The 15,355-nt window shown below is 48.2% G+C and carries 18 protein-coding genes; 13 read left to right on the forward strand and 5 right to left on the reverse strand.

Annotated elements, in window-relative coordinates:
• The first annotated feature begins 11 nt into the window (after positions 1-11).
• From JWG39_RS02300 to ribD, 13 genes are all read left to right on the forward strand, one after another.
• Complete coding sequence (locus JWG39_RS02300) at positions 12-524, forward strand: YceD family protein (RefSeq protein WP_205217738.1); 513 nt, start codon at positions 12-14, stop codon at positions 522-524.
• Between the two features lie 38 nt (positions 525-562).
• Positions 563-751 (forward strand): 50S ribosomal protein L32, encoded by a 189-nt coding sequence (gene rpmF, locus JWG39_RS02305; RefSeq protein WP_205217739.1) that lies wholly within the window; start codon positions 563-565, stop codon positions 749-751.
• 8 nt (positions 752-759) lie between these two features.
• A complete protein-coding gene (gene plsX / locus JWG39_RS02310; RefSeq protein ID WP_205217740.1) occupies positions 760-1,779 on the forward strand; it encodes a phosphate acyltransferase PlsX in 1,020 nt (339 codons plus the stop codon).
• Positions 1,779-2,750: a beta-ketoacyl-ACP synthase III gene (locus JWG39_RS02315; protein WP_205217741.1), complete on the forward strand. Its 972-nt coding sequence runs from the start codon at positions 1,779-1,781 to the stop codon at positions 2,748-2,750. The genes plsX and JWG39_RS02315 overlap by 1 nt, the downstream gene beginning before the upstream one ends.
• A gap of 12 nt (positions 2,751-2,762) precedes the next feature.
• A complete protein-coding gene (locus JWG39_RS02320; protein WP_205217742.1) occupies positions 2,763-3,911 on the forward strand; it encodes an acyl-CoA dehydrogenase family protein in 1,149 nt (382 codons plus the stop codon).
• Between the two features lie 5 nt (positions 3,912-3,916).
• The gene (locus JWG39_RS02325; RefSeq protein WP_205217743.1) at positions 3,917-4,717 is read left to right on the forward strand and encodes an electron transfer flavoprotein subunit beta/FixA family protein; all 801 of its coding nucleotides are present in this window, start codon (positions 3,917-3,919) and stop codon (positions 4,715-4,717) included.
• Positions 4,717-5,928 (forward strand): FAD-binding protein, encoded by a 1,212-nt coding sequence (locus JWG39_RS02330; protein ID WP_205217744.1) that lies wholly within the window; start codon positions 4,717-4,719, stop codon positions 5,926-5,928. The genes JWG39_RS02325 and JWG39_RS02330 overlap by 1 nt, the downstream gene beginning before the upstream one ends.
• Complete coding sequence (gene fabG / locus JWG39_RS02335) at positions 5,928-6,671, forward strand: 3-oxoacyl-[acyl-carrier-protein] reductase (RefSeq protein ID WP_205217745.1); 744 nt, start codon at positions 5,928-5,930, stop codon at positions 6,669-6,671. Before JWG39_RS02330 ends, fabG begins: the two co-directional genes overlap by 1 nt.
• 99 nt (positions 6,672-6,770) lie before the next feature.
• Complete coding sequence (gene acpP / locus JWG39_RS02340) at positions 6,771-7,028, forward strand: acyl carrier protein (RefSeq protein WP_439099701.1); 258 nt, start codon at positions 6,771-6,773, stop codon at positions 7,026-7,028.
• Between the two features lie 95 nt (positions 7,029-7,123).
• On the forward strand, positions 7,124-8,359 hold the full coding sequence (gene fabF / locus JWG39_RS02345) for a beta-ketoacyl-ACP synthase II (RefSeq protein ID WP_338032168.1): 1,236 nt from the start codon (positions 7,124-7,126) through the stop codon (positions 8,357-8,359).
• 27 nt (positions 8,360-8,386) lie between these two features.
• A complete protein-coding gene (rpiB, locus tag JWG39_RS02350; RefSeq protein ID WP_205217747.1) occupies positions 8,387-8,812 on the forward strand; it encodes a ribose 5-phosphate isomerase B in 426 nt (141 codons plus the stop codon).
• Positions 8,813-8,972: 160 nt separating this feature from the next.
• On the forward strand, positions 8,973-9,434 hold the full coding sequence (gene nrdR, locus JWG39_RS02355; protein ID WP_205217748.1) for a transcriptional regulator NrdR: 462 nt from the start codon (positions 8,973-8,975) through the stop codon (positions 9,432-9,434).
• Positions 9,434-10,552 (forward strand): bifunctional diaminohydroxyphosphoribosylaminopyrimidine deaminase/5-amino-6-(5-phosphoribosylamino)uracil reductase RibD, encoded by a 1,119-nt coding sequence (gene ribD, locus JWG39_RS02360; protein ID WP_205217749.1) that lies wholly within the window; start codon positions 9,434-9,436, stop codon positions 10,550-10,552. The genes nrdR and ribD overlap by 1 nt, the downstream gene beginning before the upstream one ends.
• Before the next feature lie 5 nt (positions 10,553-10,557).
• On the opposite strand, the gene JWG39_RS02365 is transcribed toward ribD, so the two are convergent.
• The 5 genes from JWG39_RS02365 to JWG39_RS02385 all read right to left on the reverse strand — a co-directional run bounded on the left by JWG39_RS02365 (position 10,558) and on the right by JWG39_RS02385 (position 15,317).
• Entirely contained in the window at positions 10,558-11,487 is a 930-nt protein-coding gene (locus tag JWG39_RS02365) for a ParB/RepB/Spo0J family partition protein (RefSeq protein WP_205217750.1), read from the reverse strand.
• A gap of 79 nt (positions 11,488-11,566) precedes the next feature.
• A complete protein-coding gene (locus JWG39_RS02370; RefSeq protein WP_205217751.1) occupies positions 11,567-11,857 on the reverse strand; it encodes an integration host factor subunit alpha in 291 nt (96 codons plus the stop codon).
• Positions 11,858-12,976: 1,119 nt separating this feature from the next.
• Complete coding sequence (locus JWG39_RS02375) at positions 12,977-14,185, reverse strand: type II secretion system F family protein (protein WP_205217752.1); 1,209 nt, start codon at positions 14,183-14,185, stop codon at positions 12,977-12,979.
• A gap of 303 nt (positions 14,186-14,488) precedes the next feature.
• Positions 14,489-14,755 carry a hypothetical protein gene (locus tag JWG39_RS02380; RefSeq protein ID WP_205217753.1) on the reverse strand — a complete coding sequence of 89 codons (267 nt, stop codon included), beginning with the start codon at positions 14,753-14,755 and terminating at the stop codon, positions 14,489-14,491.
• A 112-nt stretch (positions 14,756-14,867) separates the two neighbouring features.
• The gene (locus JWG39_RS02385; protein ID WP_205217754.1) at positions 14,868-15,317 is read right to left on the reverse strand and encodes a M48 family metalloprotease; all 450 of its coding nucleotides are present in this window, start codon (positions 15,315-15,317) and stop codon (positions 14,868-14,870) included.
• Between the last annotated feature and the right edge of the window lie 38 nt (positions 15,318-15,355).

A 15,355-nucleotide genomic window follows, 5' to 3' on the forward strand; every position in this document is an offset into this window, starting at 1 on the left:
CGGGGACAACAATGAAGTTACGCTTTGAGGAGCTGTCGGATTCGCCAAAGAAGATTGTGCTTGATAATTACATCCTTACACTGGATTCAGCGGATGGCAGGGTACAGTTGGACGGGGTGCTTATGGCCCGTCGCAAGAGGGAAGACAGCGCTGTTCTTCACGTAGATGTCAGTGGGAAAATGATGATTCCCTGCAGTCGATGTGCAACTGAAACTCTCTGGACCTTCAGTGAGATTTCAACATATACACTGATTGCAGGTGAAGAGCCTGCACCCGTAAATACCGAGGTTGAGAGTCGAGAGGAAGATGTTGATCTTCTCTATGTGACTTCACCGGAAATTGATGTAGATGAAATTTTGAAGGAGCAGGTTTATCTCAGCCTGCCGCAACAGATTTTATGTGTGCCAGACTGCAAAGGACGATGTTCTGAATGCGGAGTGGACCTGAACAGAGCAGAGTGTCGCTGTGGTTTGGACTGTTCCACATCTCCTTTTGCCGTACTGGGCAAGTTGAAAAAGAAGTAATATTGTTGGCGTATAAACGCTGAGCAGGAGGAAAAAAAATGGCCTTACCGAAAAGAAGACAATCTCATTCCCGTACACGTCTGAGACGTTCCCATGATGGACTGAAAAAACCGGGCATTTCTGTTTGTCCGGAGTGCGGCGAGCCCAAAGAGCCCCATCGTCTCTGTGGCAACTGTGGTAAATATAGAGGGAGAACTGTGTATTCCCTCGATGTGGATCTGGACTGAGAACGTTTATGCATGTTGCTCTTGATGCCATGGGTGGAGACCGCGGCTCCAGAATATTGGTGCAGGGTGCTGCGGCTGCTGCAGAGACCGGGGAAGTGGAGATTTCCCTTGTTGGTGCAGAAGATGTTCTGCGGCAGGATATTAACGCGTTATCCCTTGCTCCGGATGTGGTGTCGAGACTGCATATTGTTCATGCCTCGGAAGTCGTGGAAATGTGCGACAATCCGGTGAATGCCATCCGCAAAAAAAAAGATTCCTCTGTTCTTGTCGCCTTTCATCTGGTGAAAGACGGGAAGGCATGTGCTGCCATCAGTGCAGGAAATTCCGGCGCTACAATGGCTGCAGGGATTCGTACACTCGGGCGGCTTGAAGGGGTATCCCGTCCGGGAATTACCTCAATTTTCCCCACTCTTAAAAAACCTGTTGTCCTGATGGATATTGGGGCAAATGTAGACTGCAAGCCTCACCACCTGCTGCAGTTTGCGGTGATGGCTTCTGCCTACTCACAGATCATGGGATCGAAAAATCCCCGGGTTGGTTTGCTTACCATCGGAGAGGAAGCCGGTAAAGGGAATTCCCTTGTTAAAGAAACCTGGCCGCTTCTCAAGCAGAGTTCACTCAATTTTATTGGGAATGTTGAAGGGCGCGACGTTTTTCGCGGAGATGTAGATGTGATCATCTGCGACGGTTTCGTTGGTAATATCTGCCTGAAAATGAGTGAAGGATTTGCTGAGGCTGCAATGACCATGATGCGGGATGAAATCAAATCTACACTGTTGACAAGAATCGGTGGCCTGCTGGTTTACCCTGCTTTTAAGTCCTTTCGCAAGCGGGTGAATTACGAACAGTATGGTGGTGCACCGCTGTTGGGAGTGAATGGGATTGGTATCGTCTGTCACGGCAAATCATCAGCTGAAGCAATCAAGAATGCGTTGCTTCAGGGAGCGGCGATGGCGAAGGGCAACATGACCGGGATTATTCAAAAAAGTCTGGCTGCAAATAATGGTGCCAGAGGAGCAGAAGTATAATGGGAACTGTAGTACTTGGAACTGGCTCATGCCTGCCTGAGCGAATTGTCACTAACGTTGACATGGAGAAGATCGTTGAAACCAGTGACGAGTGGATTCGTACTCGTACCGGGATTGAGGAGAGACGTTTTGGTGGTAAAAATGAACAAAACTGGCAGCTCTCTGCAACTGCAGCCCGCAGGGCACTTGAAGCTGCGGGTGTTGATCCGAAGGAACTGGGATTAATTGTCGTCGGTACAATCAGTTCTCATATGATGATGCCTTCTACTGCATGTTTTGTGCAGGCTGAGCTCGGCGCAGATAACGCCTTTGCTTATGACATTAATGCCGCCTGTTCAGGTTTTTTGTTTGGACTCGACATGGCGGACAAATATATCAAGGCAGATCCAGAGATGAAGATTCTGGTGATTGGTGCGGAGACTCTTTCTGCCCGCCTTGACTATACTGATCGCAATACCTGTATTCTCTTTGGGGATGGTGCCGGTGCGGCTGTTTTTGGGGCTGCTGAAGGACGTGGTTTCCTCTCGAGTTTTCTGCGTGCAGATGGAGGCCTCTGGGAACTCCTGTATATGCATGCCCCCGAGAGTACCAACCCTGATCTGCGGGTGAATGGCTCCACCGGTCCTCTGATTCGCATGTCTGGAAAAGAGGTTTTCAAGTACGCAGTGAAAGCCATGGCCAGTGCTGTGGATGCTGTAATGGAGAAGGAAGGATTTACCCCTGAAGATGTTGATATTTTTATCCCTCACCAGGCAAATATGCGGATTTTGACGAATCTTACCAAACGTCTGCATTTTCCTGAAGAAAAGGTTTTTATAAATCTCCCAAAATATGGGAACACCTCAGCCGCGTCCATCCCTATCGCCCTTGATGAGGCAAATCGTGCCGGTCGAATAGCGAAGGGTGACACCGTCCTGCTCTGTTCTTTTGGTGGCGGATTTACCTGGGGAGCAGCCCTGCTGAAATGGTAACAGGAGACTGGAATGGATTATTTTTTGACTGAAGAACAGCAGATGATCGTTGATATTGCTTCACAGGTAACTGATGAGCGTATTATTCCGCAGAGAGCGGAACTTGACGAGAACCACACCTTTCCCCGCGAAATTCTCAACGAAATGGCTCAGGCCGATTTGTTCGGTATCCCGATTCCAGAGGCCTATGGAGGCTTTGGTGGCGGGTGTATGGATATTGTCCTTGCTGTAGAGCAGATCGGGCGGGGGGATGTCGCTGTTGGTACCGCTTTCGCCGCTAATTTCCTCGGAAGTTTCCCTATTATGCTGAGTGGTTCTGAAGAGCAGAAAAACAAATATCTGCCAGAAGTCGCCAGTGGAAGAAAATTTGCCGCTTTCGGCCTGACTGAGGCAAACGCCGGATCAGATGCGTCTGGTATCCAGACTACTGCTGTTCTTGATGGCGACGAGTGGGTGATCAATGGAACAAAACAGTGGATTACGAATGGCGGAGAGGCTGATATCTACAGCGTTGTCGCCATCACTGATCGTGCCAGAGGTCCCCGTGGCGCGTCCATCTTTATCCTGGAAAAAGGGGATCCCGGGTTTACCTTCGGCCCCAAAGAAAAAAAAATGGGGATTCGGGCATCTTCGACCACTGAACTGATTTTTAAAGATTGCCGTATCCCGAAAGATCGAATTGTTGGACGTGCGGGAACCGGTTTTATTACTGTAATGAAAACGCTTGATATTTCACGGCCGGGAATTGCTTCTCTGGCTGTGGGCCTTGCTCAGGGTGCTCTTGATGAGGCTGTACCCTATGCCAAGCAGCGGCGTCAGTTTGGTAAACCGATTATTGCTTTTCAGGCTGTTCAGCACCTGCTTGCGGATATGGCCATCGGCATTGAATCAAGCCGGGCTCTGGTCTATGCCACAGCACGCCATATTGACGCTCACCCAAAGAATGTGTCCCGTGTCAGTGCCATGTGTAAAACCTGTGCAACCGATATGGCCATGAAGGTGACCACAGATGCAGTGCAGGTCATGGGAGGATATGGTTATATGTGTGACTATCCGGTAGAAAAAATGATGCGTGACGCAAAGATTCTGCAGATCTACGAAGGCAGTAATCAAATTCAGCGAAACGTTATCGGTCAGGAACTGAACCGGGAGTATTCCTGATTACCATGAAAATAATAGTCTGTATAAAGCAGGTTCCGGACGTCACTGAGGTTCACCTTGATCCGGAAACCAACACGATGACAAGGGAGGGGGTCTCTGCAATAATGAACCCCTACGATCAACATGCTCTGGAAGAGGCTGTACGCCTTCGTGAGAAGCTGGGAGGGGGTGAGGTTACAGCCCTGACCATGGGACCTCCGCAGGCAGAAGGGATGTTGCGTGATGCCGTTGCTCTCGGGGCAGACCGTGTTGTGCTGGTCTCGGACCGTGCTTTTGCCGGTTCTGATACCTGGGCGACTTCATACACCCTGGAACATGCCATCAATGCACTTGGCGGGGCAGACCTTATCCTCTGCGGGAAACAGGCTATTGATGGTGATACGGCTCAGGTTGGTCCCGGTATGGCCGCACGTCTTGGAATTCCTTTCGTCACTTGTGTTCAAAAGGTGCGGGAAGTCGATGAGTCCAGACTGGTTGTCGAGAGAATGATGGACGACGGGTACGATGTGCTGGCTGTGAAGCTTCCGGCTCTGCTCACCGTGGTAAAAAATATAAATGAACCCCGTGTTCCCTCTCTGAAAGGGAAAATGAAAGCGAAAAAAGTTGAGATCGAACGACTGAACGCTGAGACAATTGCAGCAAAAGCCGATTGTATAGGTCTCCCCGGTTCTCCGACTCAGGTGGCAAAGGTGTTTGCTCCGGAAGCAAGAGGAAAGCGAATTGAACTTCAGGGTACGCTTGAAGAACAACTGGCTCAACTCGCCGTGAAACTTGTTGAGCTTGCTCGGGGACAGGAGGTCCGCTGATGTTGATTCTTGATAAAGATTTGTGTATCAGCTGTGGCGTCTGCGAGGAGAGTTGCCCCTTTGGTGCTGTCACCATGCAGGATGGTTATCCGGTTATCGGCGACACCTGCACCCTGTGCGGCACCTGCGTGGAGAACTGCTCTGCGGGTGCGCTTTCTCTTTCGGTGGAGAAAGCTGAACAGGGTGATCTGGCCGAGTGGAGCGGGGTGGCTGTCTATTGTGAATACTATCGCGGTGAACTTAATCCTGTCTCCCTTGAACTTCTTGGTGAAGGACGTCGTCTCGCTGACATGCGGGGTGTGGAGCTGAATGCGCTGCTTTTCGGCAGCAGATTCTCCGGTGAGTTGGATGAAGTGGCTGAAAAACTCATTGCCCATGGTGCCGACCGTGTTTATGTCGTTGTGGCAGATGCCCTTTCAACTTTTCGGGAAGATCTTTATTGTCGGGTGACTGTTGCTCTGTTACGCAGGTATAAACCGGAAATAGTTCTTGCCGGAGCGACTGCCATCGGTCGTGCATTTATTCCCGCCGTTGCGGTGACAATGCATGCCGGGCTCACGGCCGATTGTACTTCTCTTGATTTACGCGAATCTGACGGTGCTCTTTTACAGACCCGGCCGGCCTTTGGCGGCAACATTATGGCGACGATTGTTTGTGAAAATACCCGTCCGCAGATGTCTACCGTTCGCCCGAGAGTAATGAAGGCCCTTGATCGGGATGATACCCGCGCTGGTGAGGTTATTGTCCTTGAGGCAGGGGAACTGCTTCCCGAAGAAGACGGGCTGGACAGCCGCGTTGAGGTTCTGGAAAGTGTGGCCGGGGCGAGCGGGGCAGTGAATATTCAGGAGGCGGATGTCCTTGTTGCCGGAGGACGTGGTCTTGAAAACGCGGAAGGTTTTGAACTGCTTGCCGAACTGGCGAAGCTGCTGGACGGAAAGATATCGGCTTCCCGCGCTGTCGTTGATGCCGGGTGGATTCCCTATCCGCATCAGGTTGGTCAGACCGGTAAGACTGTTGCCCCAAAGATTTATATTGCCTGCGGGATTTCCGGGGCGGTTCAGCATGTCGCCGGAATGCAGTCTGCGGAGACTATTATTGCAATCAATCGTGACGAGAATGCATCTATTTTTAACATTGCTGATTACGGAATCGTTGGTAACCTCAGTGAGGTCCTGCCGATGTTGATTGCTAGAGTAAAGGAGCTGAGCTGATGAGTCTTGAAGGAAAAATCGCCGTTGTAACAGGTGGCAGCAGGGGAATTGGTCGGGCTATTGCTCTGCGGCTTGCCCGTGATGGAGCAAAGGTTTATATCAACTACGTCAGCAGAGCTGATGCCGCGAATGCTGTTGTCAAAGAAATCTGTGATGCAGGTGGCAGCGCAGGGGCTGTTCAATTTGATGTCGCGCAGTCCGATGCTGTACAAAAAGCTTTTGATGGAATTATTGCTGAAGCGGGAACGATTGATATCCTGGTTAACAATGCCGGAATTACCCGTGACGGTCTGCTGGCACGAATGAAAGAGGAAGACTGGGACGCCGTCCTTTCGACGAATCTCAAGGGTGTTTTTCTCTGTTCCAGGGCAGGCGGAAAGATTATGATGAAGAAACGCACCGGACGGATTGTTAATATCAGCTCCGTAGTTGGTGTTACCGGTAATGCCGGACAGGTTAACTATGCTGCTGCCAAGGCCGGTCTGATAGGTTTTTCTAAATCCATGGCCCAGGAATATGCTTCACGCGGGATTACTGTTAATTGCGTGGCACCCGGTTTTATCGAAACAGAGATGACGGCTAAACTGAAAAAGGATGTTCAGGATGCAATTCTAAAGAGTATCCCTCTTAAAGTTCTCGGCCAGAGTGAAGACGTGGCTGCTGCGGTGAGATTTCTGGTCTCTGATGACGCACGTTATATCACAGGCCATACGTTGCATGTTAACGGTGGTATGTATATGTAATTCGGGTACTCCTCAGAGGAGTCCCGCTGTTGGGCATTGCACAACAGCTTTTTATTAAAGCAGGTTTGCATTACGCAAAACAGACAATTCGACGCCTGTATGGTGTCACGCAAAAAGGAGAAAGACATGGCTATTGAACAGAAAATGATTGATATTATTGCGGAACAACTCAGTGTTGATAAAGAAAAGGTCGTTTCCGGAGCATCTTTTACCGATGATCTCGGCGCTGATTCTCTCGACCTCGTTGAACTTATCATGGCTATGGAAGAAGGCTTTGACATTGAGATCCCCGATGAAGATGCGGAGAGCATCACCACCGTACAAAATGCTATTGATTACGTGAAGAAACTTAAGTAAGAGTTTGACAGTCCTGCTGCACTCTGTGCTGCAGGGCTTTTTTGTCCATTTGCAGGTTTTGCATATTGGAAATAAGCGAAGCAGAGGAGCCCATTGTGGAACGCAGAGTTGTTGTCACCGGGATAGGTCTTGTCACCCCCGTAGGAATTGGAACGGAAACAGCATGGAAAAATATCTGCGCAGGTGTAAGTGGTATTGATACTATCACCCGCTTTGATGCAGGCGATTATGCTGTAAAGATTGCCGCCGAGATTACCGACTACAATACTGAGGATTTCTTTGAGAAGAAAGAGGCCAGACATCTTGACCTCTTTGTTCAGTATGGGGTTGTCGCCAGTCGAATGGCTCTCAAGGATAGCGGGTTTGCCATAACTCCGGATAATTGTGGTCGTGTCGGCGTTATCACGGGATGCGGCATGGGGGGGCTTCCCAATATTGAGAAACAGCATAATGCACTGCTTAATCGTGGACCGAGGAAGATCAGCCCTTTCTTTATCCCCATGGTGATTCCCAATATGGCCTCCGGCAATATTTCCATTGATATCGGCAGTAAAGGCCCCAACCTGACCCTTACCACCGCGTGTGCTGCAGGGACTCATGCCGTAGGAGAAGCATTCAACTATGTGAAAAATGGGACCTGTGATGTTGTCATCAGTGGTGGAACGGAAGCCGTTATCTGCGGGCTCGGGGTTGCAGGTTTTTCTGCCATGAAGGCTCTTTCCACTCGTAACGATGACCCGAAAACTGCCTCTCGTCCTTTTGACAAAGATCGTGACGGGTTTATCATGGGAGAGGGTGCCGGCATGATAGTGCTTGAAGAATATGAACACGCAAAGGCACGTGGGGCAAAAATCTATGCTGAAGTCATCGGTTTTGGTCTTTCGAGTGATGCCTACCATATTGCGGCACCGCCGGAAGATGGTGAAGGTGCTGTCCGTGCCATGAATAATGCTCTTCTCAGTGCTGGCGTAAGGCCTGAAGATATTGATTATATTAACGCTCACGGGACTTCAACATCCCTGAATGACCGTGGAGAAAGTCGGGCTGTTCATCAGGTTTTTGGTGATCATGCCAATAAAATTGCCATAAGTTCCACCAAGTCGATGACCGGGCACCTGCTTGGTGCAGCTGGAGGTATTGAAGCTGCTTTTCTTGCACTGAGTATTACTGATCAGATTGCTCCTCCGACTATCAATTTACACGAACCGAGTCCGGAATGTGATCTGGATTATGTGCCCAACAAAGTTCGTAAAATGGAGATAAAGGTCGCCATGTCCAATTCCTTTGGTTTTGGTGGTACCAACGGCTCTTTGATTATGAAACGAATGTAAAAAAAGATTGTTTCTCTGGAGTATACAATGAAAATTGCAGTAGGGTCGGACCATGGAGGTTTCCTTTTGAAGCAGGAGGTGGCCAGGTTGATCAACTCTCTGGGACATGAGGTCCTGGACATGGGCTGTTACAACGAGGATTCTGTGGACTATCCGGACTATGCCAGCAAGGTTGTGACTGAGATAGAGGCCGGGAGGAGCGAACGAGGTATTCTCGTTTGTGGAACCGGTATCGGGATGTCGATTGCTGCGAACCGTTCAAAGAAAATTCGCGCAGCTCTCTGTCATGATCTCGAAACAACCCGATTGAGTCGTGAGCATAACGACGCCAATATCCTCTGCATGGGAGGACGGGTTCTTGATACGGCTCTGGCGCTGTCGATGGTGGAACTCTGGATTGCTGTTGAATTTGCTGATGGAAGACATCAACGGCGTATTGACAAGATGAGTTGAAAACAGATGAAAAGCAGACCTGCGGCATACACTGCACTAAAACGTCTTCTGTGGCGTGATTGGGGCAGTGGTGTTCAGAGTCTTGCTTCGGAATATTTAATGGAGGCCGATTTCGTATTACGCGGAATCGGCCTTTGCTGTATTTTGAAGAGGGAGATACATGAAGTGTCCGTGGTGTGAACATCTTGATAACAAGGTTATTGATTCCCGCTTGAACAAGGATGCGACGATTACCCGCAGGCGGAGGGAGTGTCTTGCCTGCGGACGGCGCTTCACGACCTATGAACGACTGGAAGTCATGTTGCCGATGCTGGTTAAAAAGGATGGCCGCAGAGAGTCCTGGGATAGACAAAAGCTAACAGCTGGCTTGGAGAAAGCGTGCCAGAAACGTAATGTCAGCCGGGATAAAATTGATTGTTTTGTCGATGATATCGAGCATAAACTGCAGGATTATAGTGCCAGGGAGATTCCTTCCCAGGTCGTGGGGGAGTGGGTGATGGAGGGTTTACCGGCTCTTGATGAAGTTGCCTACGTGCGTTTTGCATCTGTGTATCGACAGTTCAAGGACGTGAATGAATTTATGGCCGAATTGAAGACCCTGCTTGATTCCCGGGATATGTAATGGAAAACTCAGAAGATGAAAAATTCATGGCACTGGCTCTCGCTGAGGCGAAGAAAGGGAGCGGACGTACATCCCCTAACCCCTGTGTTGGTGCTGTAATCGTTCGAGATGGACGTCTGCTTGCCACTGGATGGCATAAAAAAGCAGGTACACCGCATGCAGAGCGTAATGCAATAGCCAATGCTCTTGCCGCCGGGGGGAAACTGCAGGGGGCCACGATGTACGTCACCCTTGAACCCTGCAGTCATACGGGACGGACCCCTCCCTGCTGTGATGCGCTGATTGCGCATCACTTTTCCAGAGTTGTTGTGGGGATGGGTGATCCCAACCCGCTGGTGAATGGTCGCGGAATTGGCCTGCTCAGGGGTGCTGGAATTGAAGTAACCTGTGGGGTTCTTGAGGAGGAATGCCGGGCAATTAACCGGCCCTTTCTTAAATATATAACCACTGGCCGCCCCTGGATGATCATGAAAGCCGGCCTCAGCCTTGATGGTCGTTTGAACTACAGACGTGGAGAATCCGGCTGGATGACCGGGGATGAATCTTTGCACCGGGTGCACCAGATTCGTAACTGTGTGGATGCCATTATGGTGGGGCGGGGCACTGTGGCCGTAGACAATCCTTCTCTGACTACCCGGCTGCAGGGTGAAGAGACCGGGAAGGATCCGGTGCGGATTATTCTTGACTCACATCTCTCCCTGTCGACAGATACAAAAGTCTTTCATCTTGAATCAGATGCTTCAACACTGGTCTTCTGTGGTAACGATGTCCCGGAGGCAAAGCGGAGAGTTATTACACGACCGGGGGTTGAAGTATGCAGTGTCGAGTGTGACGCCTGCGGACTGGACCCTGGATTCGTGCTTGATGAGCTGGGACGGCGGGAGATCTGTTCGGTTCTTGTTGAAGGTGGTGGAACTCTGCACGCGACCTTGCTGGCCAGGCATCTCTATGATGAAGCTGTGCTTTTTTACGGGCCACTGCTTGCCGGTGACGGGGGAATACCGCTCCTGGAGGGCTGGAGTGCAGGAAGTCGGGGGGAAGCGCCCCATATCAGTTCTCCAGAGTATGAATATCCCGGTGGCGATTTGATGATTCGCGGGCTGCTCGAATATCCATGAAACCTTCATTTTTTTTCTCTCTTAAGCCAGACTTTGCAGGCTTCCATGTCCGGGAATGTCAGGGAGAGAGTCACATCGTCTCTCTCGAAGGCGGGAGAGTGATTCAGCTCTGCTCTTGAGGGCAGCTTGAGCTCACGAACTTCCTCCCGAAATTTTTTCTCCCGGGCGGAAGACTCGGCAAGCAGATGTTGCTGAAGGGTTGCATTGAGATGCTGTATCTTCTGAGGAACGTTGAGCTGTTCGTGATTGAGAATTTCTTGAATTTCCTGTGAATCAAGCAGTTCTCCAATGCTCTTTCCTTCCTTGCCTGCGCAGTCACGTAACTGTTGAAAAATACGTTTCTGTTTTCCTCCCCCCAAATCCCACTCTCGAAAAAGTTGCAGGAGACGTTGCCGGTCTTCAGGATTCGGCAGCTGCTGTAATTCTGCGAATATCTGCAGGGAGAGACGGCTGTGATGAATGTCTCTGATAATATCTGCCGACTGTGTATGCAGTTGCGCAAGCAGTTCAACCTCGGCCTGTTTTCGCCATAAACCCAGACTTCGAATAAAATACTTCTTTAATTCCTCTCCTCCTGATTCTTTGGCAAGTTGCAAAAAACGGGCTTTTTCCGCAGGAGAAAGTTCCCCGGTGCTTTTCTGGTCTTCAAGAATGAGAGTCATGATTGCTGCAGGTTCGATTTCTTTTTTAACGATGGCACAACTGATCTGTTTCAGACCTGCCTGCTGAGCATATTTTAATCGACGATAACCACAGAGAAGTTGATACTTTTCATCTGACTGGATAACTACTGGAGGATGAAGTATTCCTGCCTGATTGAAAGATTCTTCAAGTTCCTGACTTCTCTCATCTCGAACCCACGGATGCAGATTCCAACGTGAATCTGTAGAAATGTCGACGAGTTTAATTGTGTCCCAGCTGCAGAATATGTTCATTGTTTTATTTTTCCATAAAAAAGAAAACCCTCTGAACACAGCATTCAGAGGGGGCTATTGTTCAAATTGGGGGAAATGATCAGGACGTTCCGTTAATCTTATCTCTCAATATTCCGGAGGGTTTGAAAGTTACTACTCTACGGGCATCCAGGGTTAGTTCATCACCGGTCTGGGGATTTCTTCCTCTACGGGCATTCTTTTGTTTTACATGGAATTTACCAAAACCACTCAAGAGAAGATCAGAACCGTCAATCAAAGATTCTTTGCTTATTCTGAGGAAGGCTTCAACCGATTCAATGGCCTGGGCCTTGGTCAAAGTATTATGGTTTTTGTACACCTGTTGGATTAAATCCGCCTTTGTAAGAGTCATGCGTGGTCCTCCCTGTTCACGGCTGTTGACGAAGCAATAAAAATATTGCCCGTTAACAAGACCTTTTATGGTTTATCCACCATCTACAGAAAATTCCCAATAATATATAAAATCAGCATAACCTGTTCAGAAGTAAAGTCAACTTAAACCGGTATACCTCAACTGCTCTGGACATGGCGTAAAATCAACACGTTCAATCATTTATAGCCCCCCGGAGCATTAACCTGTTTCATCTCATGGAGATGATATATAAGAGAAACTGCCCGGGCTGTAAAAGGAAGATGGATCTTCCCAGAGAACCTTGATCTCTTTTTTTTTGTTACATCATTCCTATTAAGTTATACCCCGTTTTGTCTCCTGTTTATCCATTCATGGTTACAAACGACAAAAGGAACCACGATGGACACGAATAAGCACGAATTATTACTGAAAAAACCATAAGAGAATGCCCTTGTGATTGAATTCGGTCTGTTATTTGCTTTGAGGTAATTGATGTTTTCCGTGGGAGCAAACTGCATGAGAACTATGGCAAGGTATTGTTTCTGCTTATCGGCCCATAAGGAGCAGAGTCTGTTCTCATGCTCCTGGTAAACCACGGAAGACACGGAAAGCACGGAATATGAGAGCGTAAAAAGCTCAACCCCGACTTTCGGATAACTCCCAAAGTTGATTAATACTCCAGGTACACTGTACGGCTTAACTCCGAATACAAACGTTTTCGTCTAATACCATTTACATTTTGTATTAACCAGAGAATGCAAGTAAAGAGAGAACAACAGCAATTCTCTGTTTAATTTTAAATTTTTTTGCCTTTATTCGCATGTTTAGAGTTTTTATTCGTTGGCAAAAAGTCTTTCGCTGTTCCGTCTTTTGCTTTTCCCTGTCTCCCATCCCCCTGCCTTTACATTCGCCAATAGAAAGTGAAAATGGCATTAAGTACGGTCACAACTTAATAGGAATGGTATAATGCGTTGTCCCTGTTCGTGAAAATTCGTGTCCATTCGTGGTTACAAAATGCAAAAGAAATCACGAATGGACACAAATTATTACTCATTCGTCATCGCCAAAAAAGATGTCTACGCAGTCGCGTTCTCTGGTCAATATAAAGTGTAAATGGTATTACATCATGACACTGGAAAGTTTAAATATAGGCAGATACATGGCAACAACGATACCCCCGATCATACCGCCAAGAAAGACCATCATGAACGGCTCGATAAGCGAGGTGAGGTTCTCAACTGCCTGATCTACTTCTTCATCATAGAAGTCTGCAATCTTTTCAAGCATGTCATCAAGGGCACCAACGGATTCACCAACGTTGATCATCTGGACAACCATATTCGGAAAAACACCTGTCTCTTCCAGCGGTTCTGCTATGGGGCGACCTTCCGCAATGGCATCTGCCGTGCGAAGGACGGCTTCTTCAATAATCTTGTTTCCCGACGTTTTGGCTACCACCTGCAGTGCGTCAAGAACAGGAACACCGGCACCAAGCATGGTGGAGAGAGTTCTGGTGAACTTGGCAACGGCCACTTTGCGCAGTAACGGCCCGAATACCGGCATGTAAAGCAGTGTCCGGTCAATGACCTTCTCACCATTTTTGGTCGCGTAGTATTTCTTCACGGCAAAAATAACAAGGGCAATGGCCAGGAAAATCCAGTACCAGAAATGTTGGAAGAAATCACTGAGACTGACAACTATTTGAGTTGGAACGGGAAGCGCATGGCCAAATCCTTCAAACATCTGTCGAAAAACCGGTACAACAAAAACGAGAATAACGACAAGAATAAGCAATGAAATGATAAGACAGATCACAGGGTAGGTGAGTGCCCCTTTGATTTTCTTTTTCAATGTCATCGATTTTTCCATGAAGCCGGCAAGGCGTGAGAGAATAGTGTCAAGGATACCACCGGTTTCCCCTGCCTCGATCATGTTGGTGAAAAGGTTGTCAAAGGTTTTTTTCTTCTTCCTCATTGCATCGGCAAGAGTGGAACCTGCCTCAACATTCTGTTGTATTTCAGTGATTTCCTCTTTGAAGGTGCTGTTGTCCTGTTGCTTTCCAAGAATTTCGAGTCCCTGGACCAGGGGGAGACCGGCGTTGATCATCGTAGAAAGCTGACGCACAAAGATGACAATATCCTTTGCCTTGACCTTTGGCTTGAAAAAGGAAATCCCTTCCAGAATATCTTTGGGCTTCTCTTTTACCTTTGTATTGGTGATTCGCATACGTTTGACAATGGCCTGAGCCGTTTTCAGGTCAACAGCTTCCACTTCACCTTTTCGTTTGTCACCGTAGGAGTTGGTTCCTTTGTAGGTATAAATCGGCATTTATTTCCACTCTCTTCCTAATGTTAAACGGGAACTGCGCTTCTAAAACTTATATCTTATATATAGCCGAACACTTGCTGGAAGACAAGACCCGTTCCTCAAAATATAAGGAAGCATGTTGAGGCATAAAGACTTCCCTTCACAGACGGCCAGATTGTGTTCTGCGAACAAAGCTGCTCACACTGATATTCTCCCAGAATGTTATGAAAAAAAAAGGCATAAAGATGATTTGAAAAATCATCTTTATGCCTGAACATCAAGTTTCATTCATACGTTGGCAGAAACTTTTTAACAGTGACTCTGTCAACCCAGCCCGATTTTACTTTTCAAGCTGTTCCACATTTCGCCAGCAACCTTTTTGTCGCTCATGGCAATTGATGCAAGAAAAATTCCTGTAATGGCAGTAATTGCAATCGCCAGGCCTATGGCAAGACCAAACAGGAAAAGAATGAATTGAAAGGGAGACGCTGTCACTCCATTGCTGGCAGTACCAAGACAACCAATAAGGATAATAACAGCACCCAGAAGGATGGCTGCCTGTTTCAGGGGCTTGCTCATTTCTTTGTTCATGCAGTGCTCCATAATGCAGAGGTTAAAGGAGAAAAAGCTAAAAAAATATCACGAAATGATAATAACATGAAATTTTAGCTTCGACATCGATATTTATCGGTAAGAGAGGGAATCAGAGGGAATCCATACTTTGATTGAATGAGAGGGATTGAAGGTATTGCAGGCGTTGCCGCAGTGGAGGATGACTGTAGTGAAGCAGGACATACAGAGGATGTTCTGCAGGGCCAGAGATGAGAGCGAATAAAACAAGTCCCGCATAAATGGAGTCGGTGTCCATGTTGAGAGCATGACGTGTCCCGGGACACTTGAGAAAAAGGGAGAGAAGGGAGAAAGTGAGGCCCGTCTGGATGGCGAAAAAAATAAAGTTCACACCAATGTGGTGAAGTTTGCAGTGGCCCATTTCGTGCGCAAGAACGGCGACAATCTGTTGAGAATTCAACCTTTCAACAATGGTGTCAAAAAAGATGATCTTACGGAAGCGGCCGAAACCTGTAAAAAAAGCGTTAAGCCGGGTTGACCGTCGCAGAAGGGTGGATGTAACGAGCAGGAGTGGAGTATTCATGGCAGAAAAAAAGGGCTTTGCCGTTATACGGCAAAGCC

This window comes from Desulforhopalus vacuolatus, from assembly GCF_016918505.1.
Taxonomy (GTDB): domain Bacteria; phylum Desulfobacterota; class Desulfobulbia; order Desulfobulbales; family Desulfocapsaceae; genus Desulforhopalus; species Desulforhopalus vacuolatus.

What these genes read in the sequence shown, in the direction of transcription:
- JWG39_RS02300 (WP_205217738.1), top strand. Translation starts at nt 12, where the DNA reads ATGAAGTTACGCTTTGAGGAGCTGTCGGATTCGCCAAAGAAGATTGTG.
- rpmF (WP_205217739.1), top strand. Translation starts at nt 563, where the DNA reads ATGGCCTTACCGAAAAGAAGACAATCTCATTCCCGTACACGTCTGAGA.
- plsX (WP_205217740.1), top strand. Translation starts at nt 760, where the DNA reads ATGCATGTTGCTCTTGATGCCATGGGTGGAGACCGCGGCTCCAGAATA.
- JWG39_RS02315 (WP_205217741.1), top strand. Translation starts at nt 1,779, where the DNA reads ATGGGAACTGTAGTACTTGGAACTGGCTCATGCCTGCCTGAGCGAATT.
- JWG39_RS02320 (WP_205217742.1), top strand. Translation starts at nt 2,763, where the DNA reads ATGGATTATTTTTTGACTGAAGAACAGCAGATGATCGTTGATATTGCT.
- JWG39_RS02325 (WP_205217743.1), top strand. Translation starts at nt 3,917, where the DNA reads ATGAAAATAATAGTCTGTATAAAGCAGGTTCCGGACGTCACTGAGGTT.
- JWG39_RS02330 (WP_205217744.1), top strand. Translation starts at nt 4,717, where the DNA reads ATGTTGATTCTTGATAAAGATTTGTGTATCAGCTGTGGCGTCTGCGAG.
- fabG (WP_205217745.1), top strand. Translation starts at nt 5,928, where the DNA reads ATGAGTCTTGAAGGAAAAATCGCCGTTGTAACAGGTGGCAGCAGGGGA.
- acpP (WP_439099701.1), top strand. Translation starts at nt 6,771, where the DNA reads ATGGTGTCACGCAAAAAGGAGAAAGACATGGCTATTGAACAGAAAATG.
- rpiB (WP_205217747.1), top strand. Translation starts at nt 8,387, where the DNA reads ATGAAAATTGCAGTAGGGTCGGACCATGGAGGTTTCCTTTTGAAGCAG.
- nrdR (WP_205217748.1), top strand. Translation starts at nt 8,973, where the DNA reads ATGAAGTGTCCGTGGTGTGAACATCTTGATAACAAGGTTATTGATTCC.
- ribD (WP_205217749.1), top strand. Translation starts at nt 9,434, where the DNA reads ATGGAAAACTCAGAAGATGAAAAATTCATGGCACTGGCTCTCGCTGAG.
- JWG39_RS02365 (WP_205217750.1), bottom strand. Translation starts at nt 11,487, where the DNA reads ATGAACATATTCTGCAGCTGGGACACAATTAAACTCGTCGACATTTCT.
- JWG39_RS02370 (WP_205217751.1), bottom strand. Translation starts at nt 11,857, where the DNA reads ATGACTCTTACAAAGGCGGATTTAATCCAACAGGTGTACAAAAACCAT.
- JWG39_RS02375 (WP_205217752.1), bottom strand. Translation starts at nt 14,185, where the DNA reads ATGCCGATTTATACCTACAAAGGAACCAACTCCTACGGTGACAAACGA.
- JWG39_RS02380 (WP_205217753.1), bottom strand. Translation starts at nt 14,755, where the DNA reads ATGAACAAAGAAATGAGCAAGCCCCTGAAACAGGCAGCCATCCTTCTG.
- JWG39_RS02385 (WP_205217754.1), bottom strand. Translation starts at nt 15,317, where the DNA reads ATGAATACTCCACTCCTGCTCGTTACATCCACCCTTCTGCGACGGTCA.